We start from the raw sequence: 22,002 nt of genomic DNA on the forward strand, positions 1-22,002 counted from the left end.
AGAGAAGTAATGACACGGAAAGTTGCCTGAAAACATGAGCGAAAACAGTCACCGCGCGACAACGAAGTCTGCGGGACATGTCATTGTTGACACCTTGGAAGCCCACGGCGTGGAACGCGTTTACGTAGTTCCCGGAGAAAGCTACTTGGACGTATTGGACGGGTTACACAAATCCTCCATCGAAACCGTGGTGACCCGTCATGAAGGCGGCGCCGCCTACATGGCCGAAGCCGACGGTAAGCTGCATCAGCGTCCGGGCATTGCGATGGTAACCCGTGGACCGGGCGCCGCAAATGCCTTGGTCGGACTACACACCGCATGGCAGGACTCCACGCCGATGGTGTTGTTCGTTGGCTTGATTCCTTTCGAGCACCGCGAAAAGGAAGCCTTCCAAGAATTCGACCCCAAGGCATGGTTTGGCACCAGCGCCAAGCGCGTGATGGTGCTGGATCACCCCGAGCGCGCCAGTGAAGTTGTCGCCGAAGCGATGTTCGCTGCCGTCTCCGGCCGTCCCGGCCCAGTGGTCGTGGGACTTCCCGAAGACATCATTACTCAACCCATCGCTGCGGAGATTCATCCAGAAATCCCGGTAGCTACCGGTGGTATGACCGTCACCGACTGGAAGGCGCTGAAGTCTGCATTGCAGGAATCAGACAAGCCACTGTTCGTTTTTGGAGGAAATGACTGGTCTCATGAGGGTGCTGAGGCATTTACCCGGTGGCTAGAAGAGCACGACCTGCCTGCCGCGGCCGAATGGCGCTGTGAAGGTACCGTTCCCTTCGATTCGCCGTCCTATGTGGGTCCGATCGGTTACGGCCGCCCGCGCCCAACCTATGACCTGCTCGAAGAAACCGACCTATTGGTCTTCGTCGGCACCGTTCCCGGGGACGTGATCACCAACGGCTTCACCACCCGGCAGAACTGGGAAAAGAAAAACTTCCTCGTCACCATCGATCCCTCGCTGCGCGGTCGTTCCGGTCCGGTCTCTCACCAGATCGTGGCCAAGCCCGATGTGTTCATCCGCGACCTGGTGCTAATGGATCTGCCGGTGAAGGAGTCCTGGAAGGAATGGACCACGCGGATGCGTGGTGAACAAGAGAAGTTCGCTTCGCTGCCAGAAGCCACTCCGGGCGACGGGCAAGCCAAGATGGCCACCTTGATGGCTAACCTTGTGCCAACCCTGCCACGCGATGCCATGGTCACCTTCGGTGCCGGTGAGCATACGAACTGGGCGCACCGTTACTTCCCAACCAACGGTTACGCCTCGATGATTTCGGCGCGCAACGGATCCATGGGTTACTCCATCCCATCCGCTGTGGCCGCCTCGCTGTCCTACCCAGGACGCCGCGTCGTGACCATTGCCGGTGATGGTGAGTTCTTGATGAACGGTCAGGAGCTGGCCACCGCTGCACAGTACGGTGCAACGCCATTGGTGGTCGTGATGGACAACCAACAGTACGGCACCATCCGCACCCACCAGGAACGTGATTACCCGGGTCGTGTCTCGGGAACCCAGCTAAAGAATCCGGACTTCGCGCAGATGGCCGAATCATTCGGAGGCTTTGGTGTCCGGGTGGAGAATGACGCCGAGGTGCCGGCCGCGATCGATGCGGCGCTGGCAGCCATTGATGAACAGGGAACCTTTGCGCTGATTCATCTGGTCGTGGAGCAAGGCGTGAAGGCCTACTAGAGCTCAAAGATAATACTTGCACCTGTCGGTGCGGCCTCGGTGTCCCCTGAAATTTCGGGGAACACCGGGGCTTTTTAACGCCTGATTTCTTCGGAACAAGAACTGGTCCGTCGGCGCAGTTTTCATAGCATACCGTGGTGAAATGCGCGTTTACCCGCGCCGGGTGTGGGTAAGCGAACGGTGGGGGATTCTCACGCAAAACTGGCATGACAGCGGCCGCTAACCGGCATAAGATGAATTGCTACAAATCATCACTCAAACCGAAGCGGAGTAGTCATGGCACAGATGGGCGCAGAGCTCATTGAGCAGTGGGCGGATGTCACTGCGGAAATCTATAACGAGTCGCTCACCGGCATTAACCTGACCCGACTTGAGGGTGCGGTGGATAAGTACATTGAGTTATTCGCCGAAACTGAGAACCTGACCTTTAACCCGGATATCACCCCATTGGACTATTTTGAGCGTCATCCTTTTCACGCGGTGACCTCTATTTTGAATATGCCTGAGGCCCAAGAGCTTCTCGACTCGGACCAGCTTGATGAGCTGGATGCGATTGCGGACTTTACCGAGGCTTGGAATAGCTTCGATGCCGAGCAGGAGCCCGAACTAGGAATCTCTGAAGCAGACGACGAGGACGAAGACTGGTAAGCCAGTTACCGCCTTGCATCTTGGCCCCGGACTAGCTTCCGGGGCCTTTAGCTTCTTCACCCCGCCACAGCCCTTGAATGCATAGCGAGCTATTCCCAAATGGATGCACAACTGGCACTATGCGCATATGAGCCAGTTCACCGTATTCGAAAATGTGGAGATCATTCATTTGCCGGTTGTCCGGGTGTGGGAGCTGCTGACCGATTGGGGCTCGGCCAATTTGTGGATGCCGCAGGTGACCTACATGGAGGCCACCGAGGATCCGCCGCGGGTCGGCACCGTGTTGGATTACCAGAGCGCGAAATTCACCCGACAATTTATAATTCACCAGCTGGTCGAGCACACCGCTCTGGTGTTACATACCGCGGACGACTCCGACAGTTTGTCTTATCGCTTCGACCTCAGCCCCAAGGGCGCCGACACGCAGGTGATCTTGCAGGTAACGATCATTGATCCGGATCTCTCGGTCTCCGATTGTGAACAGCTGGCCGCGCAAGTGCGTGCCGTGGATGCCCCGATGCTTAGCCAGCTGAAAAGCTACGCGCAACTCGCCCCCTGAAACGTGGTGGATCGGTCATCGCTTGACCTAGGGGGTGCGGTTAGCTCCGGCCGAGGTATCCAACTTGGTGTATACCGCTCCGGCGGTGAAGTCCGTGTGCGCGAACAGCTCATCGACGGTTACGAGCACGTAGCCCTGATCGCGCAATTTCTGGATTAGTTCGGGAACCGCGGCCACGGAGCTCTCATGAATATCGTGCAGCAGGATCACCGACCCCGTCTGCACCTCGTCGAGGGCGATCTCGACAGTTTGTGCTGGGTCATGGTGCGACCAATCTAGGGTGTCCACATCCCAGAGCAACAGCGGAGTGGGAATCAACCGGTTGTATACGGCGCCGTGGGCGCCGTAGGGCGGACGGAACACGGTTGGGTTCACCCCCGCCGCCTCCTGGATCGCCTCGGCACTCCACTGAACCTCGTGCTCAATCTCTTCTCGGGTGAGCGTAGTGATGTCCTTATGCGCGAAGCCATGGCTACCGATTTGGTGCCCCTCCGAAACCATCCGTTGTAGCGTTTCCGGGTACTTCGAAACGTTCTTTCCGAGGACGAAGAAGGTACCAGGCGCCTGTGCTTGGGCTAATTTATCCAGAACTTCATCGGTGTACTGGCTGGGTCCATCGTCGAAGGTGAGTGCCACGCACGCTACCTGTTGGCAATCCGTACTTTTGTCGGTGACCGGCTCGATGGACATTTGCGTCTCGGGCTGCGACGAGCAGCCGACGACTAGGGCAAGAATTGTGGCCGTGGTAGCAGCCAACGCGAGGGTACGGGACAGTGCTCGGGACATACTCTCACTGTCACCTCGTGGACTGCCTAGCGGAAGCACGCCACGCTGGGTGAAGCAAATTCTCAGGGAATTGTGGGGTCCTTGCGGGGCTACGCGGTACGCGGGTGGAACGGAGCCGGAGAAAAATTACCGGTGGGTTCTGACGTCAATATGCGTCAGACCCCACCGGTTTACCCTTGCGTCGCGGCCTTGTTTAGGCCAGCAGTTGACGCTTGGAAGAAATCACCCCGGTATTGAAACCGGCCAATCGCAGTCCGCCGTGGAAGCGGGCATGTTCGATCTTCACGCAGCGGTCCATCACCACGTTCAGGCCTGCGGCTTCGGCACGTTCAGCCACTTCCTCATGCCAGGATCCCAGCTGCAGCCAGAGGGTTTTTGCGCCCACGGCCAATGCCTCATCCAGCACCCCGGGCAGGTCATCATGCTTGCGGAAAACCTCGACCAAATCGGGAGTTTCGGGCAGATCGGCCAGCGACTTGTATACCGGCTGACCCAGAATCTCATCCACTACCGGGTTGATGAAGTACACCTTGTAGTTCGAGGAGGACAGTAGATAGGTGGCGACGAAATAGCTGGCGCGCGAAGGTTTATTCGAGGCACCAACGATCGCAATGCTCTTGGTGTTGCGCAGAATGTTTAGTCGTTCCGCGGCGCCGGGACCTTCCCAAGTACGTGTTGCGGTGCTCATTAGTTCGCTCCCTTTCCACCGGTAGGTACGGCGCAGGCGGCACCGTCATAGACTTCGACCGCTTCCGCGGAACCGGCCAGGGCCAGCTGCGAGGCTTCCAATGCCTGATCTAGGTCCCAGAGAATATCTTCAACATCTTCCAGACCCACTGACAGCCGGATCAAGTCCTCTGGTACGCCACCGGCGACCAACTGTTCGGCGGTGAGCTGCTGGTGAGTGGTGGAGGCAGGATGAAGTACCAAGGTGCGTGCGTCCCCAATATTGGCCAAGTGGCTGGCTAACTGCAGCGCCTCGATGAACTTCGCGCCGGCAACTCGCCCGCCCTTGACACCGAAGCTGAACACCGAGCCGACGCCTAGTGGTAGCAGTTCCTTGGCTCGTTCATGCTGTGGGTGGCTTGGCAGCCCAGCGAAGTTCACGTAACTCACCCGTGGATCGTTTTCCAGCCATTCGGCCACGATCTTGGCGTTTGCCACGTGATTGTCCATGCGCTGAGCGAGCGTTTCCACGCCCTGCAACAACTGGAAAGCGGACTGGGCTGGCAGTGAGGGGCCGAAGTCGCGCAGCTGTTCGCTACGCAGTTTGGTCAGGAACCCGTACTCCCCAAAGTTATCCCACCACGACACGTTGCCGTAGCTAGGCACCGGGTCGGTCATCGTCGGGAACTTGCCGTTGCCCCAGTTAAATTTGCCCGACTCGATGACCACGCCACCGAGGGTGGTTCCGTGCCCGCCAATGAACTTGGTGGCCGAATGGATCACGATGTCCGCGCCGTGCTCGATCGGGCGCAAAAGGTACGGCGGGGTCAGGGTTGCATCCACCACTAGCGGTAGCCCGTGGCGGTGTGCCATCTCGGCCAGCCCCTTCAAGTCGGCGATATCGCCCGAAGGGTTAGCCACCACCTCGGTGTACACCGCCTTCGTGTTTTCCTGGATAGCGGCTTCAAAATCGGCGGCCTCGGTGGAATCGACAAAGGTGGTTTCGATACCGAAACGACGCAGCGAGACATCCAGCTGGGTAATGGTTCCACCGTATAGTTTAGCTGAGGCCACAATATGGTCACCGGCCTGAGCCAACGCGGCGAAGGTGACGAATTCGGCGGCCATTCCCGACGCGGTGGCTACAGCACCGATGCCACCTTCCAGCGAGGCCATCCGCTCTTCGAAGGCTGCCACGGTCGGGTTGCCGATACGCGAGTAGATATTTCCGTACTTCTGCAGGGCGAAGAGATTCGCTGCATCATCGGCATCCTTGAACACGAAGGATGTGCTCTGGTAGATCGGCACGGCACGGGCGCCATGCTCGGCATCGGGGGTGCCGCCGGCGTGCAGGGCACGGGTGCGGAATCCAAACTTGTGGTCGGCCATGGGGCGTACGACTCCTTCTCGGCTCGTCTTTCGGCTCACCGTGACCCAAAGATCCGGCGAGCACTCAAGGCTGTATCCCGGGATAGTGACTGACTTCGCTGAATACGCCTGATTGGCCGAAGGCAGCTCCATCGTTCCTGGCGGTAGCACCATATCCACCGGTTGTGGCAGGTTGCTGCGGCGTCATCGAACCAGATCTCTCGGCCGCTCGGGATGGTTACTCCCAGTGTCTCAATATGGAGGAATGTGACCCAAGTTGTGCGTCGAAAGATTGCGTCGCGTGCCACACATTCTTGATTGTATCGATCACAGCTGGCGTTGGCGCTCGGTGAGTCTGGCTAGACTCGTGGATATGGACAGCGTTTTGGCTTTGGTACGTCACGGGCAGACCGATTGGAATTTGGTGGGTCGGTTGCAGGGGTAAACTGACATCCCCCTGAACGACACCGGACGAGAACAGGCCAGAACTGTAGGCAAAGAATTGGCTGGGCAGGGATGGGACTTGGTGCTAGGTTCCCCACTGGGTCGGGCTCAGCAGACCGCCGAGATTATTGCCACCGAGCTGGGAGCTGCCACCGGCCCCGCCGTGGAGCAGATCGTGGAACGCGGTTTCGGGGCGCTAGAAGGTCAGTGTCGTTCGGAACTAGACGATGATTTGGTCCAACAGTTGCTCGAAGCGGCCGAACCTCGCCAACACGTGTTGCAGCGCGCAATCCAGGGCCTGAACGGCATTGTGCAGACCTTTCCGGGACGACGCATCCTCTGCGTGAGCCACGGGGCCACCATGCGCATTGTGCGTGACACCCTGGCTGGATTCCGGCTGGAGCGGGGAGTGGAGAACGGTGAGGTGTTGCCCGTCGACGTGCAGCAGTTGGCTCAGCTACATCGTCAATTGCTCAATGGCAGCATCCCGGTAGTCTAATGCGCGCAGTTGATGGATGCGGAAAGTTTTTCTTCTTCACGGCTCACACTTTGCGCTGCTGCACCGTTTACTAGGAAAGACACCTGAGCCCCGGGAGCCATATGAAGCAGCCCTTTGAATACATCGTGCAACAGCACGGGGTGAGCATATTGCGTGTCTGTCGAGCCTTGTCAGATGAGCATCGAGCCCAAGATGCCTGGTCCGAGACATTCTTGGCGGCCTTGCGCGCCTACCCGGAGTTGGATGCCGAAGCTAACGTCCAAGCCTGGTTGGTACGTATCGCCCATAACAAGGCGATCGATGAGTTGCGGCGGCGTCCGCGTGAGCAGCTGCATGAAGAACCCGGAACGCTACAGTCATCACCGGATCCCGGCCCAGCAGAGCAGGCACAAAACCGGGAATTGTGGCATCTCGTCTCACTCCTACCGGAAAAACAACGCCTAGTAGTTGCATACCGGTATTTGGGTGACTTGGACTATCGCCAGATCGCTCAGATTCTCGGGGGGACTTCGCAAGCAGCACGCCGGGCATCCGCGGATGGCATTGCAAACTTGCGAAGGATATTGGGCGACGAGAACTTTTTGGGAGATAACTGATGAACGAGCAACCCTTTGCCGCCACTGAAGCCGAGACACGTGTGCTTGAGCAATTGCATGACCGGTTGGGGGCGGCCGCAGAACTGGAGGGACTGACAGATCTCAGCTATCGGGTGGTCGATTCACCGCTGGGTAAGCTGCTATTAGCCGCGACCGAGCAAGGCATGGTGCGATTGGCCTTTGACAGTGAGAACCACGAAGCTGTCTTGCAATACCTCAGCGACAAGGTCGGCTCCCGGATGCTGCGCAACGAGGCGAAATTCGATGCTGCCGCGAAACAGCTCGATGAATATTTCAGCGGAATTCGAAAGTACTTTGAGTTGCCACTGGATTTACGTCTGTCGACTGATTTCCGCCGTACGGTGCAATTGGAGCTCGGCGCTATTGACTATGGGCAGACACGTAGCTATGCGGAAGTCGCCCAACGTATTGGGAAACCGAACGCGGTGCGGGCGGTGGGGACTGCCTGCGCCACCAACCCACTGCCGATCGTGTTGCCCTGTCACCGGGTGCTTCGCAGCGATGGAACCTTGGGCGGATATCTGGGCGGCCTAGCGGCCAAACGTGTCCTGCTGGATTTGGAATCCCAACAGTCGCGCAACCCGCGAGAAGTTGGAGAGTCCTAGGACATTATGGTTGACGAAATGTCGCACAACGAAGTTTGCACGTGAAACAACCGTCATAGATTGAACTGCGGGATTTTGTGCATCAAATTCCGGAAGTGTCCATGTCATGAAGATATTAAATTCTTCTCAGAACATTGCCGCCGAATAGCAGGACTGAAGTTGACCGAACGTGAAAACGAAAACGGTTGTTTCCAAGTGCTGACCCAGTAGTTCAGTGAAGTACGGCCCACGCTTGGCGCCGGTAGTGCTGGTACGGAAGAATCTCAGTTTTTCAGATGAACGTTCCGCGTTCTACCGCCGAGTGAAACATGGACGGGTTGTTGATAGATGGCTGGTCCTGCTCAAGCAATTCTCCGGTTCGGGATATTACCAGTGGGTTACTGATGCTTGAAGGGTTGGCTTATATGACCAATCAAATTTCCCGTATCCAGCTGGCAGGACGTGGCTGAGTGCTGTCCATCCCGACGTCGAATCGTCATGGCGCAACTGCTACGGGCGTAGCTGGGAAAGTTCAGCTAAGCCAATGGTTGGGTATCGCTCTACACGCTGGTGGAGCGAGCCCGATCATAGCCCACAATCTCGCCTATGCGCGTCGAGCCGTACAGATCGCATCCAGTTCCGGGATGCACGGCTCGTTTTGAAGGCTGGTGGTATCCCCGAGGGTGGTACCTTCAAACAGTTGAGTCAGCAACCGGCGCATAATCTTGCCCGAACGGGTCTTGGGAACATCCGGGACGAAGACGATATCGCGCGGCTTAGCGATCGGCCCGATCTGTTCGGTCACCGTTGCTCGAAGCGTCGCAGTGAATTCCTCTTGCCGTGCACGGGTCGCTGCATCCGGATTCTCGGCCACTAATGATTGGTCCAAAGGCACCACAAATGCGGTGGCGGCGTGACCGGTCTTGGTATCCGGTGTCGGGCAGACCCCGGCTTCCACGACACCGGGGTGGGTGACCAGCGCGGATTCGATCTCAATGGTGGAGAGGCGGTGCCCGGAAATGTTGATGACATCATCGGTGCGACCCAGGATCCAAATGTCGCCGTCCTCATCGAAACGTGCCCCATCGCCAGCCAAGAACCAGCCCTGCTGCACATATTGCTGCCAGTAGCTGGTGTAATAGCGGTGTGGATCGCCCCAGACGGTGCGAGCCATGGCCGGTCCGGTCTGGGTGATCACGATATTGCCCTGCTCATTCGGCGCCACGCGGGTTCCGCTGGCATCGACGATATCCACTGACACACCGGGGGTAGCGCGGGACGCGCAGCCAGGCTTAAACGTCGTGTCACTGGGGCGAGGGGAAAGAATAGTTGCCCCGGACTCAGACTGCCACCAGGTATCTACCATCGGGATGCCTGAAGGAGTATCGCGACCCACCTGCGCGCGGAGCCAACGCCAGGCCTCGGGGTTCACCGCTTCACCTACGGTACCTGCCACGCGCACCGAGGAAAGATCGTAGTTCCCCGGGATGCCGTCGGGGAACCAACCCATCAGCGAGCGCACCAAGGTTGGGGCCGTGTAATAACTGGTGACCTGGTAGCGTTCAATAATTTCAAAGTGGCGTCCCGGATGCGGAGCATTGGGCACACCTTCGTAAATCACTTGGGTGACCCCGTTGGACAGCGGCCCATAAATTTCGTAAGTATGCGCGGTCACCCAGGCCAAATCCGCCGTGCACCAGTGGACGTCCTGCGCACGTTCGGACTCTTCCGGGTGAGCAAAGAGCAGATTATGGCTGTAAGCGGCCTGCGTCAGGTACCCGCCGGTGGTATGCACCAACCCCTTGGGCTTACCCGTGGTTCCGGAGGTGTACATGATGAACAACGGGGTTTCCGCATCAAAGGCCTCGGCCTGATGTTCTCGCGGCTGGGTTTCCACGACCTCATGCCACCACAGGTCACGGCTCTCGGTCCAAGAGATTTCGTTGCCGGTCCGCTTGATAACCAGCACATGCTCGATATTGTTGTCCCCGGCCACCGCCTGATCGGCATTGTCCTTCACCGGTACTGCGGTCCCACGGCGGAATTGCCCATCGGTGGTGACTAGCAGCTTGGCGCCGGTGTCCTCAACGCGGAACTTCAATGCTTCGGCGGAGAACCCGCCAAACACTAGGGAATGTACCGCACCGATGCGAGCGCAGGCCAGAGTGATGACAATAGTTTCTACCAACACCGGAAGGTAGATCACCACCCGGTCGCCTTTGCCAATGCCCAAGGTTGTCAAGGCATTGGCCGCTTGAGAGATTCGTGCGGTCAACTCGGCGTAGGTGATGGCCGCACGGTCACCGGGTTCACCTTCGAAGTACAGCGCAACCTTGTCGCCGCGTCCGGCTGCCACATGACGGTCGGCGCAGTTGACCGCCGCGTTCAAACGCCCACCCAAATACCAAGAAATCTGTGGGCCGCGTTCGGCCACCGAGTCAGCTGGCACAATCTGGCTAGTCGTGTGCCAACGGGTTTCCCAGTCCAGCAGATCTGCGGCCCGAGCCCAAAACTCCTGGCGTTCGGCCTCGCTGGCGGGTGCGTGGTGATCCAGCTCGGTGGTGGTCATGGACGTACCTTTCGAAGGGGAAGAAGAGTGGGACTAGGCCCAACGGGCGATGGCTTTGCGTTCAGCCACGGAAAGCAATGCGTCGGTAATCTTGCCGAAGATTGCCAACAGGATGATGGTGAGAATCAGCCGGTCGATCCGGCCGTTATTCTGCGAATCGGTGAGCAGGAAACCCAGCCCCATAGATGCCCCGAGAAGTTCGGCCGCCACGAGGAAAAGCCAAGCTTGGGCCAAGGCCAGCCGCAGCCCGGAGAAAATCGCAGGGACCACGGCGGGTAACTGGACGGTGCGTAGTAACGCTAACCCGTTGTACCCGAAGGAGCGTGCGGCCTCGATCAGCTGCTTGTCTACGTGACGCAACGCTAGGGAGACCGTGGTGAACACCGGGAAAAAAGCACCAATAATGATCAGGGTGACCTTGGAGTCTTCACCCATCTTCATCCAGAGCACCAGCAGTGGAACCCAGGCCAGCGACGGTACCGCGCGCAGGGCCCCCACGCTTAGGCTCAACAAGGCATCGGCAAGCTTGGACAGTCCGACCAAGGCGCCGACCACTAGACCTAGCAGCGAACCGATGGCAAAGCCGAGCAGAACACGTTGGGCAGAGATTCCAATATGCGGAGCCAACTCGCCACGTTCGGCCAGATCTACCGCGGCCCAGAAGACCGAGGCAGGGGTCGGCAAAGCATACGCCGGAACCAGCCCGGTGGCCGTGCTGACCTGCCATAACAGGAGTACCAGAACCGGCACTAGCAGTCCTAGTAGCCAATGCGGAAGCCGCAGTAACGCGGCCACTGGCCCGCGGGACTCGCGCTGATCGGTGTGCTGTGCTTTGGATGTCTCGACGGTGCTCATGACCTACTCACCGGCAATCTTTGAAGCATCGGCATTGCGGGCGAACTGGTCATCAACCAGAGTTGCCAGCTTTTCATCCACTACGTCTTGGCTGGTGACATCGCCACTTTCAACGAACACTGGCCCGATGTTGCGTAACACGTCGACGAAGCTAGCCGAAGGGACCGCATCCACATCCAGATTGGAGCGTTCTTCGATCACCACGGTGGCCACTTCAAGATCAAGACCGGCCACATCGGCCAGGATCTGCGCGGTTTCTTCCGGGTTCGCAGCAGCCCACTGGCGTGCCTTTTCGTAGGCGTCCACGACGGTCTGAGCCAATTCGGGGCTTTCCTCGATGAAATCTTCGCGGGCGTTCAATGCTCCATAAGTATTGAAGTCTAGATTCCGGTAAACCAGAGTGGCACCTTCCTGCTCGGCGCCTGCCATAATCGGATCCAAGCCGCTCCATGCTTCCACCGAACCGTTGACCAGTGCGGTACGCCCATCGGCGTGCTGCACATTCTGTAAGGTGATGTCCTTCTCGCTCAAACCGGCTTCTTCAAGTGCCTGCAGGAGGAAGAAGTAGGGGTCGGTACCCTTGGTGGCGGCGACCTGCTTGCCCTTCAGATCCGCAACATCCGTAATGTCTGAATCTGCGTTGACTACCAGAGCAGCCCATTCGGGCTGCGAGTACAGGGCGATGGTTTTGATCGGTGAGTCGTTGGAGCGCGCCAGTAGCGCGGCGGAACCTGCGGTGGAACCTACTTGGATGGCGTCGGCACGCAGTGCCTCATTGGCTTTGTTTGAACCGGCTGACTGAATCCATTCCACGGTTACCCCGTCGTCGGCCAAGGCATCTTCGAGCCAACCCTTTTCTTTCAGGACTAGGCTCAGTGGGTTGTAGGTGGCGAAATCTAACGAGAGTGTGTCGCCGCCTGTGGCGTTTTCGCCGGCGCAACCGCTGAGCGTACTGACAGCCAGTGCCACGGTGGTCAAAGCGAGGGCGGAACGGCGTGAGAAGCTGAATTTTGGCATGGTAATCCTTAAACGAGTGGTGTCAGAGCGCGGCACAATGAGGTCTCAACCCCATTACGGTGCCTGAAAAAGGGAAAGCTCTTTAGTGGTTCGTTGGGTCTACACCCAATAGACGCAACAGATGCATTCGGTGGGAAATAAACTGTGCCGAAGCGTGATCCCGTGGCCGGGTGGTTTCCAAGGTGAGATCCTCAACGACCCCTGCGCCAGGTTGACCTTCGGTGCGACCCAAGACGATCACCCGATCGGCCAAGGTGAGCGCCTCGTCCACATCATGGGTCACCATCAGTACCGTGGTCGGGAAGGCCCGGTGGATATCAAGTAGCAAATCCTGCATTTTGAGCCGGGTCAGCGCATCCAGAGCACCAAATGGTTCGTCCAGCAGCAGCACGCCGGGACGCCGAGCCAAGGCCCGCGCCAGCGAGACTCGTTGTGCCATCCCGCCAGAGATCTCGCGGGGACGGAGGTCCGCGGCATGCGATAGCTCGGTGAGGTCGATTAATTCTTCGATCAGTTCCTGACCGGCCTGCTTGCTCATTGCAGGGGCCAGACCCAAAGCAATGTTTTCACGCACGCTGCGCCAAGGGAGCAACCGTGGTTCTTGGAAGGCGAAGGCACAACGCTCGTCGATGCCTTGCACCACAGTGTCCGCGATTCGCACCGCACCATCGCTGGGGTGGTCCAAGCCGCTAACTGCGCGAAGTAGGGTCGACTTGCCGCAGCCACTGGCTCCGAGAATCGCGACAACTTGACCGGCTGGGACCTGCAGGTTCACCCGGTTCAATACAGTGCGCGAGTCTTTGCGGGTGCTGAAAACTCGGCTGACCGCATCGAAGGTCACCGGCAACGCAGCGGAGATCTCGGCCTGCAAAGGAGCGGGCTGGGCATACGCAGTAGACATCATCAACTCCATCGGTTCTGGCGGTAGCACCGGCCCTCACGGGTGGTTGCTGCGGCGTTATCGAGCCAGATCTCTCGGCCGCTCGGGATGGTTACAAGACAATCTAAACGATTCGAACAGATGGAACGCAAATTCTTCGTAATGTGAGAAATATTCGATTGAGATCCCAAAAACGTGAGAAATTCTGAAAATTCTTTGACCTTTGATCGTTTTCGTTGATGAAAGTAGCTATTGGATGAACTGTCGTTGAGTTCCTCCGGCAGCCTTCTGGTAACTGTTCGATCTGTTTCCCTCGGGTGATGGAGAAATATGACGCGATGGCTTGTGGGCGGGTCAGCAGGGTCGGTAGAAATGTTCGTGAACCATCCAGAGCGGCTGAGAGATCTGGCTCCACGACGCCGCAGCAACCACCCGTGAGGGCCGGTGCTACCGCCAGGACCGATGGAAGAATTGAGGATTGTGCATGTCTGTTGGCGCCGCCGAACCTGATTTTAATGAGCTGAGCAGTCCCGAGCACAACCCCGGCTCGGTTGTTGACCTCGACCAACATGAAGCCCCAAACCCTGCCCGCCAGTTACTCAAGGCCACACCGGGGCCAGGCTCTGATGCACAATACGAGCAATTGGCCAGCATTTTTCGGCCCTTGTTCGCACAGATTGCCGAGGGTGCTGCCACCCGCGACCGTGAACGGATTCTGCCCTTCGAGCAAGTTGGTGTGCTCAACCGCGAACGCTTCGGGGCCTTGCGGATCCCCGTGGAATCTGGCGGCCACGGAGCACGCCTGAGTGATGTCTTTCGGTTACTGATTGAGTTAGCCGAGGCGGACTCACATTTGGCGCAACTGTGGCGGGCACAGTTCGCCTTCGTGGAAAATGTCCTGAAATTTGAGGACGAGGCCTTGCGTAGCAAATGGATCGAACGGCTGGCGGCCGGCCATATTGTGGGTAACGCCTATACCGAGCGTGGCGGAAACCGATTAGGAACACTCAATACAACCGTGCACAAACGTGATGAGCGTTGGCTGGTGACCGGAGAGAAGTTTTATTGCACCGGGACAATTTTCGCGGATTGGACCACCGTAGCGGTGAGCCATCCAGAAATTCCCGGACGACGAATCGCCGTCGTGTCCACCCAACATTCAGGGGTGCGTATTCTGGACGACTGGGATGGGTTCGGGCAGCAACTCACCGGCACCGGGACCACCGAATTCACCGACGTACCGGTGGATTGTTTCATCCCGCAGCCGGACAATGATCCGGAATCGGCGATCTTCCAACTGGTGTTATTGGCAGTTCAAGCCGGAATCGCACGAGCCGCACTCAATGACCTGCGGCGATCGGTTCAGCAGCGCACCCGAACTTTTAGCACCGGTACCGGGGTGCCGGTGCGTCACGAGCCACAGGTTCTGCAGGTTGTCGGAGAAGTCTCCGCTCAGGTCTTTGCCATCGAATCGGTAGTGATGGGATCGGTTTTAGAGGTTGAGGCTGCTCTGGCCGAACCGCATCTGAGCCAGGCCGAACGCTTCGCGGTCTGTGAGCTGGCCGCCAACCGGGCACATTCTATCGTTCAGCCGCTGGCTATCGGGGTGACGAGCAAGCTCTTTGATCCGCTGGGTGCTTCCGCTACCCGGGCTAGCTGCAATATGGACCGGCATTGGCGCAACGCGCGCACCATTGCTACCCACAACCCTGCCATCTATAAGTCACGCATCGTGGGGGACTACGAGATCAACGCGATCCCGCCGGCTCGACTGAACTCCATCGGCGAGGTTCCCGCACATACCTAGTGCTGAAAAGCCACCCAAGTTACCACCGACTGACGAACTTAGCTTCGAGAAAAGAAAAGAGAACACCATGAGCGAAAAACGCCGGGAAATTCTATTCAACGCCTTCGATATGAACTGCGTGGTCCACCAATCGCCAGGGCTGTGGCGTCACCCGGACGACAAGGCCGCGACCTACAACACCTTGGGTTACTGGACCCACCTGGCGAAGGTACTAGAAAAGGGCAAGTTCGATGGCTTGTTTCTCGCCGATGTCCTTGGCACCTACGACGTCTACAAGGGCACCAACGAATCCCCGCTGCGTTCTGGAGCTCAAGCACCGGTTAATGACCCGTTCCTTTTGGTTTCTGCGATGGCGGCGGTGACCGAGAACCTCGGGTTCGGAGTCACCGCAGGCACCGCCTATGAACATCCCTACGCGTTTTCGCGTCGTTTGGCCACCTTAGATCACTTGACCAATGGTCGCGTGGGCTGGAACGTCGTGACCGGTTACCTGCCCTCGGCCGCCCGAAATATGGGTCAGGAAGACCAGATGGAGCACGACGAGCGTTATGACCACGCCGATGAGTACCTCGAAGTGGTCTACAAGCTGCTGGAAGGCTCTTGGGAAGATGATGCGGTGCAGAACAACAAGGAATCCGGTGTCTACACCGATCCGACCAAGGTGCACGACATCAACCACGAAGGCAAGTACTTCAAGGTGCCCGGGATTGCCATCACCGAGCCGAGCCCACAGCGCACCCCGGTCATTTACCAAGCTGGTGCGTCGAGTCGTGGAACCAAATTCGCTGCAGAGAACGCCGAAGCCGTTTTCGTTACCTGCCCCACGCGCGACCTGCTCAAGGCGGCCGTCACCAAGATCCGTGATGCGGCTGAAGCCGCGGGCCGTGACCGCTACGATGTGAAGGTCTTCGCCATGCAGACCCTGATCACCGCGCAGACCACCGAAGAAGCCCAGGCCAAGTACGAAGATTACAAGTCCTACGCTGACGTGGAAGGCGCTCAGGTGCTGATTTCTGGCTGGATGGGTGTGGATCTATCCGAGCTGAACCCGGATGAGCCACTGGGGGCCAATGTGAAATCCAATGCGATTCAGTCCAGTGTGGAGACCTTCCAGAAGGCCAGCGGCGATGAAGGAAACCCGTGGACCATCCGCCAGCTGGCCGAATGGGTGGGCGTGGGTGGTTTCGGGCCGATCATCGTTGGCTCGGGAGCCGAGGTCGCTGAGAAGCTCATCGACTGGGTGGACTACACCGATGTGGACGGCTTCAACCTGGCCTACGCAATCACCCCGGGAACTTTCGAAGATATCGTCGAATATGTGGTGCCAGAACTCCAAGCACGCGGTGCTTACAAGACCGAATACGCCGAAGGTAGCCTGCGTAATAAGCTCTTTGCCGCGGGTGACCGGGTGAAGGATACACACCGCGCCGCGCAGTTCCGCGTGGCTAATCGCCTAGCAACTCAGGCCTAGCTTTCCAGCGGGAGTGAATACCCCGACAGGCACCGGATTCATGAGTACCTGTCGGGGTATTCTGCATTCCATGCTGAAACCCCCACCAGAAACGGACACAGCGGTCTTCCGGAGGATGCCTTCAACTCACCGAAAGAACCCTTTTAGGTGGAGATGAGTTCCTCATTGGATGACCGCAAGAGGTCTTCAAAGATCGCCTTATTCCACTGGAATCCGCGCTTAGCCTCGTCGAGTATGGCCGCGCCAATCTGTGGATCTGCGCCGAGCGCGTCCAATTTAGCGCGGTAGGCATCTTTGTACAGTTTCGGCTTCTCGATTTCACCGAAATCCCACATGTTCAATGCTTCGTAACCAATTCCGTAGTGCCGAGCTACGAGTTTACCGATGGCCAGACCGCCGGAGAGGTCCCCGAGATAACGCAGGTAGTGGTGGGCAACTAGTCGAGCGGGCTCTGTGGCGGCCTGATGAAGGGAACTGTTGCGGTAGATCGCCGCCTAGCCACTCAACTGGCTGTTCGGGTGGGAGGCGAAGGCAATGTCTACCTGAATATCACTGACGTCACGGCCCAAGTTCCCATTGCATGGAATCCCTTCGCACCGGTAGACAGTGTTGTTGGGGTGACCCTGAGTAACGAGGGAAATCTGCGGGCACGTGGCAGCTATACCCTAAGAATATCCGGACCTTTTGGGCTAGGAGCCGTCACCCAAACCTACAGCGCCGAAGAAATGCTACCTGGCTCAACATTATCTATCGAGCAACATATTCCTGGGCTTTGGCCAGTGGTGTGGCAGCAAGCCGAAGCAAGTTTGACCGCGGAAGGTGTGGATTCGATCCCGGCTGGTACCAGTAGCGTGAGCACTACCTTTTGGAGCCTGCCCGCGGGCTGGATCATCATCCTCTTGCTCATCATTTGTGCCGGAATCGCCATCGGAGTTCGTCGTGCTCACAGGTGGGAGGATGAAGATGACCATGGGGAAGCGAACAATCCGACCTAACTAAACGACAGCACATCGATTCAAGGTAGCGGTAATCCATCGACCGCCAGATACTGAACGGCCCGTCCTCGGCACCTGAGGCTACGGGCCGTTAGCAATTTGCGAAGGTCATCACGCGTCGAATTTCTCATCGAAGGTTGTGCCGAAAATACGTTGCTACGACGGGTTGCTAAGGAATGAAGTTCAATCTTGAATGGCGGAGCATTCCATCGTCTGTACAGTGGCTGAACGCTTCAATTAGTCAGATTCCACATTCTTATGAAGGCAGACCGAATACGGTACCTGCGGCCACATTGGGTTGACCCAGTCCGGGTTCTTTCGACGTGCATTCTCTGCCAAGCGGTTAGCCGGCAAATCGTCCCTTAACGCATTTTGCAGAGGCTAATTATCCCATCACAGGTCACTGTCGCGGGGGAGGGTGCCTTTAGCGATGTCATATTTCGGTCATATGACGAAGCATCTCCTGCTGTTGGGCATTCTGAGCGGCCCAATAAGGCGTCTGATGACTTTGTGACGAGGTTATTTCGTCATCCTTGGTCACATTCGCTAATGCGCCGCAAACTGAATTGGTCGGCGATGAAACCCGACAGGAAACCATCCAGAGCGGCCGAGAGATCTGGCTCGATGACACCGCAGCAACCACCTACTTAGGCCGGTGCTACCGCCAGAACCGATGGAGCGGTCTTGCTAGCGCTACCTGTGACCTTGAGTCTCACCTGTAGTGCGTGGTGACCACATCGGTGCTTCCAAGACACAGGAGACACGATGAAAACCCTTGGTAGTTTGGAGGGTCGCGCATGATTGAGATACGTGACTTACACAAGCACTACGACACTACTAACGGCCGTATCGAGGTGTTGCGGGGTATCGATCTGCAAGTCCATTCCGGATCGATTACCGCAGTCGTTGGCCCCTCAGGCGCGGGCAAATCCACGCTCTCACATTGCATTTCCCTATTGGAGAAACCCAGTAGCGGTCAGATACGTATCGATGGGAAAGACCTGTCCGCGCTTTCTGGTAAGACCTTGCGTGCCGAGCGGCGCGCCATCGGAACAATTTTTCAAAACTCTGCGTTGTTGCGTCGGCTCACGGTCGCCGAAAATATCGCGCTACCGCTACGCAACCTTGGAGTTGTTCATCACCAGATGCAGGATCGGGTGGCCGAACTTCTCGAACGTGTGGGCCTTGCAGATAAAGCCAACGCCTATCCAGGGCAACTCTCTGGTGGTCAGCGTCAACGAGTTGGAATCGCCCGAGCTCTAGCCCTACGCCCACGGTTGCTGCTTTCCGACGAGTCGACCTCGGGTTTGGATCCGGAATCCACGGCTCAGGTGTTGGCATTGCTCGATTCCTTGCGCAGTGATTTGGGGTTGGCAATTATCTTGATCACCCATGAGATGGACGTGGTTCGCCACATAGCTGACAACGTGGCACAACTGGAGCACGGGCGGATTGCAGAACATGGGGCTGTCCGCGAATTAATCGCAACCACCGATTCGGAAACCGGAGCCAAGCTACTACCGTTGCGTCCGGAAACTCTGCCAGACGGATTCGACTACCAGTTGGCCGTGGCCTATCGCCAACCGCATGTTGATCCGACCTGGCTTACGCGGTTAGCGGTGGAACACAATGCGTTGGTCGCTCTGCTAGGTGGATCGGTGGAATCTCATCATGAGGGGACACTGGGACGGGTGCGTCTTGGCGTCGCCGGAATCGAAGCACACAAAGCGATTGCTCTGCTCGACTCTTGGGGATTGACTGCGACGTTGAGTGAGCATGTGAAGTCCACGGAACCTGAACGAATTGAGATCACGGTATGAGAATCCCTACCGAAAACGCGGCAGTTGGTACCGACACTCCATTGGCGGAACTTCCAGCGCTGCTACTACCGGCTTATGGTCAGACTTGGGCGATGGTCGGCATTGTGATGGTCTTAGTGATCACCTTGGGTGGGGCCATGGGTATCGCGTTGTACAACACGGATCGTGTAGGTCTTTTCCCGCGGCCGCGGATTCATGCGGTGCTTAGCTGGATCGCGAATATGGGCCGTTCACTACCTTTTTTGGTGCTCATGGCGGCAGTCATTCCCTTCACCAAATGGGTCACCGGGACCACAATTGGTATCGCCGCGGCAGTCGTTCCGATGACCTTGGCCGGAATCCCGTTCTTCGCTCGATTGGTACAGAACGCCCTAAACGACTTACCTCGCGAAAACCTTGCTGTGGGATTGGTGACCGGTGGTTCTCCGGCCCAGGTAATTTCTACAACGCAGATCCGCGAAGCACTACCGGCTCTCGCTTCGGCGATTACGTTGAATCTGATCTCCATGATCGAATACTCGGCCATTGCCGGAACCATTGGTGCCGGAGGTATTGGCTACCTTGCAGTGACCTACGGGTATCAACGTTTTGATATGAACGTCATGCTCGCGACAATCGTGGTGTTGATTCTCACCGTTCAGATTGTGCAATTCCTTGGCGACCGCGTTTCCCGCGCGCTGACTCGCCCATAACGCAACCGCTACGAATTAGGCAATAACTACAATGACAACACCGACAACCGGACATCAGCACGGATTCACGTTGCGCAAGAGCACTCATACCCTACCTTGGACTATTGCTGGCATCGCCACGATACTAGCCATTGTCTTGGGCATATTACTGATACAACAGCGTAGCCAGCCCGCACTGGCAGCGGAAGCAGGTACCAAAACCGAATTCAAGGTCCACTTCGAACCAGCCATGGCTGGTGAGGAAAAGATCCTAGAATTTGTGGCAGAAACGATTGCGCCCGATTATGGAATCACTATTGAACCCGTCGGCTTGCAAGATCCGATACAAGCCAACCAAGCGGTAGCTTCAGGACAATTCGACGCGACCATTTTCGAACACGAATGGTATATGCGACAGTCAGCCGAAGCCGCAGGGGTGGAATTGACACCTACCGTCGAACTTTACCAGTGGGGCTTCGGGCTCTATTCGACTCGCTACACTTCGGTTGACGAACTTCCTCAAGGCTCAACCTTGCTTTTGCCCAATGACGTGGCCAATCAAGGCCAAGCGCTCTGGCTATTGGACCGTGAGGGTCTGCTTGGGCTAGACCCGAGTATCGAACCACGTACCGCGAAGATCGCCAATGTTATTGAGAATCCACGCGGTTTTGACCTGAAAGAAGCTGATCTGCTGGCCATGCCTCGCATGCTCGACGACGTCGATGTTGCCATCGGCTATGTGTCTCAATTCGATGCCGGCAAAGTTAGCCGGGATAAGGGAATCTTGTTCCCGGAGCCGCCACGCACATTCGCTTCGCGTCTGATTTTCGGCAGCGATTTCGCCCAGAGCGCCGACGCGCAGAAACTGATCGAAGCCTTCTCGGATCCGCGTTTGCAGGAATACCTGAAGACCACGGAGGATCCGTTGGTCCAAGGTGTGCTGACCCCCGTCTCGGAAGATTAGGGGTCTACCAGCCCGAAATACGGTTCGCGGGTTACCTCCCATTCTGAGGGCGGTAACCCGCCTAACTGTGTGATGGGTTGGAACTTTTTGCTCTCGTAAGAATCAACCAAAAGTGCTTCATCGCTTTGGCCAGCCAGTTGCTCAGTCGGTCAACGCTTGGGACTCGCAGTGTTCCCTCATGCCCCGCAAGCTTGTAGGGTGACGCCATGAGCTCAGCACATGTTAACGACCCAGAAGTTGTCCACCGACTACTGACCACCCCAGCACGTTGGGCCGTCGTTGGACTGACAAATAATCCGCGCCGGGTGGCCCCGGCTATCGCCAAATACCTGCGCGATGAATTAGGCATGCAGATCATCCCGGTATCGCCACGTGCCGAAACAGTCTTAGGCGAACCCGGCTACGAAAGATTAGCCCAGATTCCCGGCCCCATCGATGTTGTGAACTGCTTCGTCAATTCCCACAAGGTCGGAGACATCGTTGATCAAGCGATTGACGTGGGTGCCAAAGCGGTGTGGATGCAACTCGGGGTGATCGATCAGTCCGCTGCGCAACGTGCAAAGGCTGCCGGGCTAGAAGTAGTCATGGATACCTGCCCCAAAATTGAATACCCGTTGCTGTAAGACCACGATGAATACCAAAAAATTCAAAGATCGATTAGGGGTGAAAGTAGGGGTGAAAAAATAGATTTCGCGCGGTAATCTCCAATTCCCTATATAGGCTCCAAGTAGTACAACTACTAGTTGGGTGCTGGGGACCTAACAAATACCTGAAGGCTCGTTCGAACTCGCAATCCGAAACGAGTATTTAGATACTGCATACCCACATACTCGTCCGAACTCGCAATCCGAGACGGGTATTGGGTAATGCAATAACGTATCTCGACGGTGTTGACTATTTCCTATCACCCATGCATATTAATGGGGATTCTTTGGTGTTAGGCAAATCTGTAAGGGGCATGCCTGCGCAAGGGCAAGGTCGTCGACTTAATCGCAAGAGTCAGGCGCGGCGAGCTTCTTGGCGCAGTCGGTCGTTACACTCACTCGTTGGCTTGACGCTGAGCGCTACGCTCATTGCTAGCATGACTTTTTC

21 protein-coding genes and 4 riboswitches are annotated in these 22,002 nt (G+C 57.2%); of the genes, 13 read left to right on the forward strand and 8 right to left on the reverse strand.

Translation table 11 applies throughout. The features are described from left to right. Positions 1-34: 34 nt before the first annotated feature. The 3 genes from ACQQZ8_RS01105 (at position 35) to ACQQZ8_RS01115 (ending at position 2,897) form a co-directional block, all read left to right on the forward strand. Positions 35-1,690 (forward strand): thiamine pyrophosphate-dependent enzyme, encoded by a 1,656-nt coding sequence (locus tag ACQQZ8_RS01105; RefSeq protein ID WP_431710920.1) that lies wholly within the window; start codon positions 35-37, stop codon positions 1,688-1,690. A 276-nt stretch (positions 1,691-1,966) separates the two neighbouring features. Beyond that, the gene (locus tag ACQQZ8_RS01110) at positions 1,967-2,338 is read left to right on the forward strand and encodes a hypothetical protein (protein WP_431710921.1); all 372 of its coding nucleotides are present in this window, start codon (positions 1,967-1,969) and stop codon (positions 2,336-2,338) included. Positions 2,339-2,465: 127 nt separating this feature from the next. Then, the gene (locus ACQQZ8_RS01115) at positions 2,466-2,897 is read left to right on the forward strand and encodes a hypothetical protein (RefSeq protein WP_431710922.1); all 432 of its coding nucleotides are present in this window, start codon (positions 2,466-2,468) and stop codon (positions 2,895-2,897) included. 27 nt (positions 2,898-2,924) lie between these two features. Here ACQQZ8_RS01115 and ACQQZ8_RS01120 read toward each other — a convergent pair whose 3' ends face one another. The 3 genes from ACQQZ8_RS01120 to ACQQZ8_RS01130 all read right to left on the reverse strand — a co-directional run bounded on the left by ACQQZ8_RS01120 (position 2,925) and on the right by ACQQZ8_RS01130 (position 5,738). Further along, positions 2,925-3,683 carry a polysaccharide deacetylase family protein gene (locus tag ACQQZ8_RS01120; RefSeq protein WP_431710923.1) on the reverse strand — a complete coding sequence of 253 codons (759 nt, stop codon included), beginning with the start codon at positions 3,681-3,683 and terminating at the stop codon, positions 2,925-2,927. Positions 3,684-3,876: 193 nt separating this feature from the next. Next, positions 3,877-4,371, reverse strand: coding sequence for a CoA-binding protein (locus ACQQZ8_RS01125; RefSeq protein WP_431710924.1), 495 nt, complete (start codon positions 4,369-4,371; stop codon positions 3,877-3,879). Further along, positions 4,371-5,738, reverse strand: a complete 1,368-nt coding sequence (locus ACQQZ8_RS01130; protein ID WP_431710925.1) for an O-acetylhomoserine aminocarboxypropyltransferase/cysteine synthase family protein — start codon at positions 5,736-5,738, stop codon at positions 4,371-4,373. Before ACQQZ8_RS01130 ends, ACQQZ8_RS01125 begins: the two co-directional genes overlap by 1 nt. Positions 5,739-5,863: 125 nt before the next feature. Then, positions 5,864-5,958, reverse strand: a riboswitch (SAM riboswitch). 216 nt (positions 5,959-6,174) lie between these two features. Here ACQQZ8_RS01130 and ACQQZ8_RS01135 point away from each other — a divergent pair. The 3 genes from ACQQZ8_RS01135 to ACQQZ8_RS01145 all read left to right on the forward strand — a co-directional run bounded on the left by ACQQZ8_RS01135 (position 6,175) and on the right by ACQQZ8_RS01145 (position 7,882). After that, entirely contained in the window at positions 6,175-6,660 is a 486-nt protein-coding gene (locus ACQQZ8_RS01135; protein ID WP_431712104.1) for a histidine phosphatase family protein, read from the forward strand. Between the two features lie 101 nt (positions 6,661-6,761). After that, the gene (locus ACQQZ8_RS01140) at positions 6,762-7,256 is read left to right on the forward strand and encodes an RNA polymerase sigma factor (RefSeq protein ID WP_431710926.1); all 495 of its coding nucleotides are present in this window, start codon (positions 6,762-6,764) and stop codon (positions 7,254-7,256) included. Next, positions 7,256-7,882 (forward strand): methylated-DNA--[protein]-cysteine S-methyltransferase, encoded by a 627-nt coding sequence (locus tag ACQQZ8_RS01145; RefSeq protein ID WP_431710927.1) that lies wholly within the window; start codon positions 7,256-7,258, stop codon positions 7,880-7,882. The genes ACQQZ8_RS01140 and ACQQZ8_RS01145 overlap by 1 nt, the downstream gene beginning before the upstream one ends. 583 nt (positions 7,883-8,465) lie before the next feature. Here the strand turns inward: ACQQZ8_RS01145 and acs are convergent. The 4 genes from acs to ACQQZ8_RS01165 all read right to left on the reverse strand — a co-directional run bounded on the left by acs (position 8,466) and on the right by ACQQZ8_RS01165 (position 13,206). Further along, a complete protein-coding gene (gene acs / locus ACQQZ8_RS01150) occupies positions 8,466-10,430 on the reverse strand; it encodes an acetate--CoA ligase (protein WP_431710928.1) in 1,965 nt (654 codons plus the stop codon). A 33-nt stretch (positions 10,431-10,463) separates the two neighbouring features. Continuing rightward, positions 10,464-11,285, reverse strand: a complete 822-nt coding sequence (locus ACQQZ8_RS01155) for an ABC transporter permease (protein ID WP_431710929.1) — start codon at positions 11,283-11,285, stop codon at positions 10,464-10,466. A 3-nt stretch (positions 11,286-11,288) separates the two neighbouring features. Then, positions 11,289-12,302: an aliphatic sulfonate ABC transporter substrate-binding protein gene (locus ACQQZ8_RS01160; RefSeq protein WP_431710930.1), complete on the reverse strand. Its 1,014-nt coding sequence runs from the start codon at positions 12,300-12,302 to the stop codon at positions 11,289-11,291. A gap of 82 nt (positions 12,303-12,384) precedes the next feature. Then, positions 12,385-13,206, reverse strand: a complete 822-nt coding sequence (locus tag ACQQZ8_RS01165; protein WP_431710931.1) for an ABC transporter ATP-binding protein — start codon at positions 13,204-13,206, stop codon at positions 12,385-12,387. After that, a riboswitch (SAM riboswitch) is annotated at positions 13,197-13,297 on the reverse strand. Its footprint overlaps the gene before it by 10 nt. A 265-nt stretch (positions 13,298-13,562) precedes the next feature. Beyond that, positions 13,563-13,651: riboswitch (SAM riboswitch) on the forward strand. Between the two features lie 15 nt (positions 13,652-13,666). Between ACQQZ8_RS01165 and ACQQZ8_RS01170 the strand changes: the two genes are divergently transcribed. Beyond that, a complete protein-coding gene (locus ACQQZ8_RS01170) occupies positions 13,667-14,989 on the forward strand; it encodes an acyl-CoA dehydrogenase family protein (protein WP_431710932.1) in 1,323 nt (440 codons plus the stop codon). A gap of 67 nt (positions 14,990-15,056) precedes the next feature. Further along, positions 15,057-16,460, forward strand: a complete 1,404-nt coding sequence (locus ACQQZ8_RS01175; protein WP_431710933.1) for an LLM class flavin-dependent oxidoreductase — start codon at positions 15,057-15,059, stop codon at positions 16,458-16,460. A 143-nt stretch (positions 16,461-16,603) separates the two neighbouring features. Here the strand turns inward: ACQQZ8_RS01175 and ACQQZ8_RS01180 are convergent, their stop codons facing one another. Next, complete coding sequence (locus tag ACQQZ8_RS01180) at positions 16,604-16,948, reverse strand: biliverdin-producing heme oxygenase (RefSeq protein WP_431712105.1); 345 nt, start codon at positions 16,946-16,948, stop codon at positions 16,604-16,606. Here ACQQZ8_RS01180 and ACQQZ8_RS01185 point away from each other — a divergent pair. From ACQQZ8_RS01185 to ACQQZ8_RS01205, 5 genes are all read left to right on the forward strand, one after another. Beyond that, positions 16,925-17,455: a hypothetical protein gene (locus ACQQZ8_RS01185; RefSeq protein WP_431710934.1), complete on the forward strand. Its 531-nt coding sequence runs from the start codon at positions 16,925-16,927 to the stop codon at positions 17,453-17,455. The genes ACQQZ8_RS01180 and ACQQZ8_RS01185 overlap by 24 nt on opposite strands. 591 nt (positions 17,456-18,046) lie before the next feature. Continuing rightward, positions 18,047-18,135, forward strand: a riboswitch (SAM riboswitch). A gap of 117 nt (positions 18,136-18,252) precedes the next feature. Continuing rightward, complete coding sequence (locus ACQQZ8_RS01190) at positions 18,253-19,275, forward strand: methionine ABC transporter ATP-binding protein (protein ID WP_431710935.1); 1,023 nt, start codon at positions 18,253-18,255, stop codon at positions 19,273-19,275. Then, complete coding sequence (locus ACQQZ8_RS01195; protein ID WP_431710936.1) at positions 19,272-19,967, forward strand: methionine ABC transporter permease; 696 nt, start codon at positions 19,272-19,274, stop codon at positions 19,965-19,967. Before ACQQZ8_RS01190 ends, ACQQZ8_RS01195 begins: the two co-directional genes overlap by 4 nt. A 31-nt stretch (positions 19,968-19,998) precedes the next feature. Continuing rightward, a complete protein-coding gene (locus tag ACQQZ8_RS01200) occupies positions 19,999-20,910 on the forward strand; it encodes a MetQ/NlpA family ABC transporter substrate-binding protein (protein WP_431710937.1) in 912 nt (303 codons plus the stop codon). 206 nt (positions 20,911-21,116) lie between these two features. Continuing rightward, on the forward strand, positions 21,117-21,533 hold the full coding sequence (locus ACQQZ8_RS01205) for a CoA-binding protein (protein WP_431710938.1): 417 nt from the start codon (positions 21,117-21,119) through the stop codon (positions 21,531-21,533). The last annotated feature ends 469 nt before the right edge of the window (positions 21,534-22,002 follow it).

The organism is Glutamicibacter uratoxydans, assembly GCF_050753455.1.
Lineage (GTDB): Bacteria > Actinomycetota > Actinomycetes > Actinomycetales > Micrococcaceae > Glutamicibacter > Glutamicibacter uratoxydans_A.

Excerpts from the sequence above, each read along its gene's own strand:
- ACQQZ8_RS01105 (WP_431710920.1), top strand. The coding sequence starts at position 35 with ATGAGCGAAAACAGTCACCGCGCGACAACGAAGTCTGCGGGACATGTC.
- ACQQZ8_RS01110 (WP_431710921.1), top strand. The coding sequence starts at position 1,967 with ATGGCACAGATGGGCGCAGAGCTCATTGAGCAGTGGGCGGATGTCACT.
- ACQQZ8_RS01115 (WP_431710922.1), top strand. The coding sequence starts at position 2,466 with ATGAGCCAGTTCACCGTATTCGAAAATGTGGAGATCATTCATTTGCCG.
- ACQQZ8_RS01120 (WP_431710923.1), bottom strand. The coding sequence starts at position 3,683 with ATGTCCCGAGCACTGTCCCGTACCCTCGCGTTGGCTGCTACCACGGCC.
- ACQQZ8_RS01125 (WP_431710924.1), bottom strand. The coding sequence starts at position 4,371 with ATGAGCACCGCAACACGTACTTGGGAAGGTCCCGGCGCCGCGGAACGA.
- ACQQZ8_RS01130 (WP_431710925.1), bottom strand. The coding sequence starts at position 5,738 with ATGGCCGACCACAAGTTTGGATTCCGCACCCGTGCCCTGCACGCCGGC.
- ACQQZ8_RS01140 (WP_431710926.1), top strand. The coding sequence starts at position 6,762 with ATGAAGCAGCCCTTTGAATACATCGTGCAACAGCACGGGGTGAGCATA.
- ACQQZ8_RS01145 (WP_431710927.1), top strand. The coding sequence starts at position 7,256 with ATGAACGAGCAACCCTTTGCCGCCACTGAAGCCGAGACACGTGTGCTT.
- acs (WP_431710928.1), bottom strand. The coding sequence starts at position 10,430 with ATGACCACCACCGAGCTGGATCACCACGCACCCGCCAGCGAGGCCGAA.
- ACQQZ8_RS01155 (WP_431710929.1), bottom strand. The coding sequence starts at position 11,285 with ATGAGCACCGTCGAGACATCCAAAGCACAGCACACCGATCAGCGCGAG.
- ACQQZ8_RS01160 (WP_431710930.1), bottom strand. The coding sequence starts at position 12,302 with ATGCCAAAATTCAGCTTCTCACGCCGTTCCGCCCTCGCTTTGACCACC.
- ACQQZ8_RS01165 (WP_431710931.1), bottom strand. The coding sequence starts at position 13,206 with ATGATGTCTACTGCGTATGCCCAGCCCGCTCCTTTGCAGGCCGAGATC.
- ACQQZ8_RS01170 (WP_431710932.1), top strand. The coding sequence starts at position 13,667 with ATGTCTGTTGGCGCCGCCGAACCTGATTTTAATGAGCTGAGCAGTCCC.
- ACQQZ8_RS01175 (WP_431710933.1), top strand. The coding sequence starts at position 15,057 with ATGAGCGAAAAACGCCGGGAAATTCTATTCAACGCCTTCGATATGAAC.
- ACQQZ8_RS01185 (WP_431710934.1), top strand. The coding sequence starts at position 16,925 with ATGAAGGGAACTGTTGCGGTAGATCGCCGCCTAGCCACTCAACTGGCT.
- ACQQZ8_RS01190 (WP_431710935.1), top strand. The coding sequence starts at position 18,253 with ATGATTGAGATACGTGACTTACACAAGCACTACGACACTACTAACGGC.
- ACQQZ8_RS01195 (WP_431710936.1), top strand. The coding sequence starts at position 19,272 with ATGAGAATCCCTACCGAAAACGCGGCAGTTGGTACCGACACTCCATTG.
- ACQQZ8_RS01200 (WP_431710937.1), top strand. The coding sequence starts at position 19,999 with ATGACAACACCGACAACCGGACATCAGCACGGATTCACGTTGCGCAAG.
- ACQQZ8_RS01205 (WP_431710938.1), top strand. The coding sequence starts at position 21,117 with ATGAGCTCAGCACATGTTAACGACCCAGAAGTTGTCCACCGACTACTG.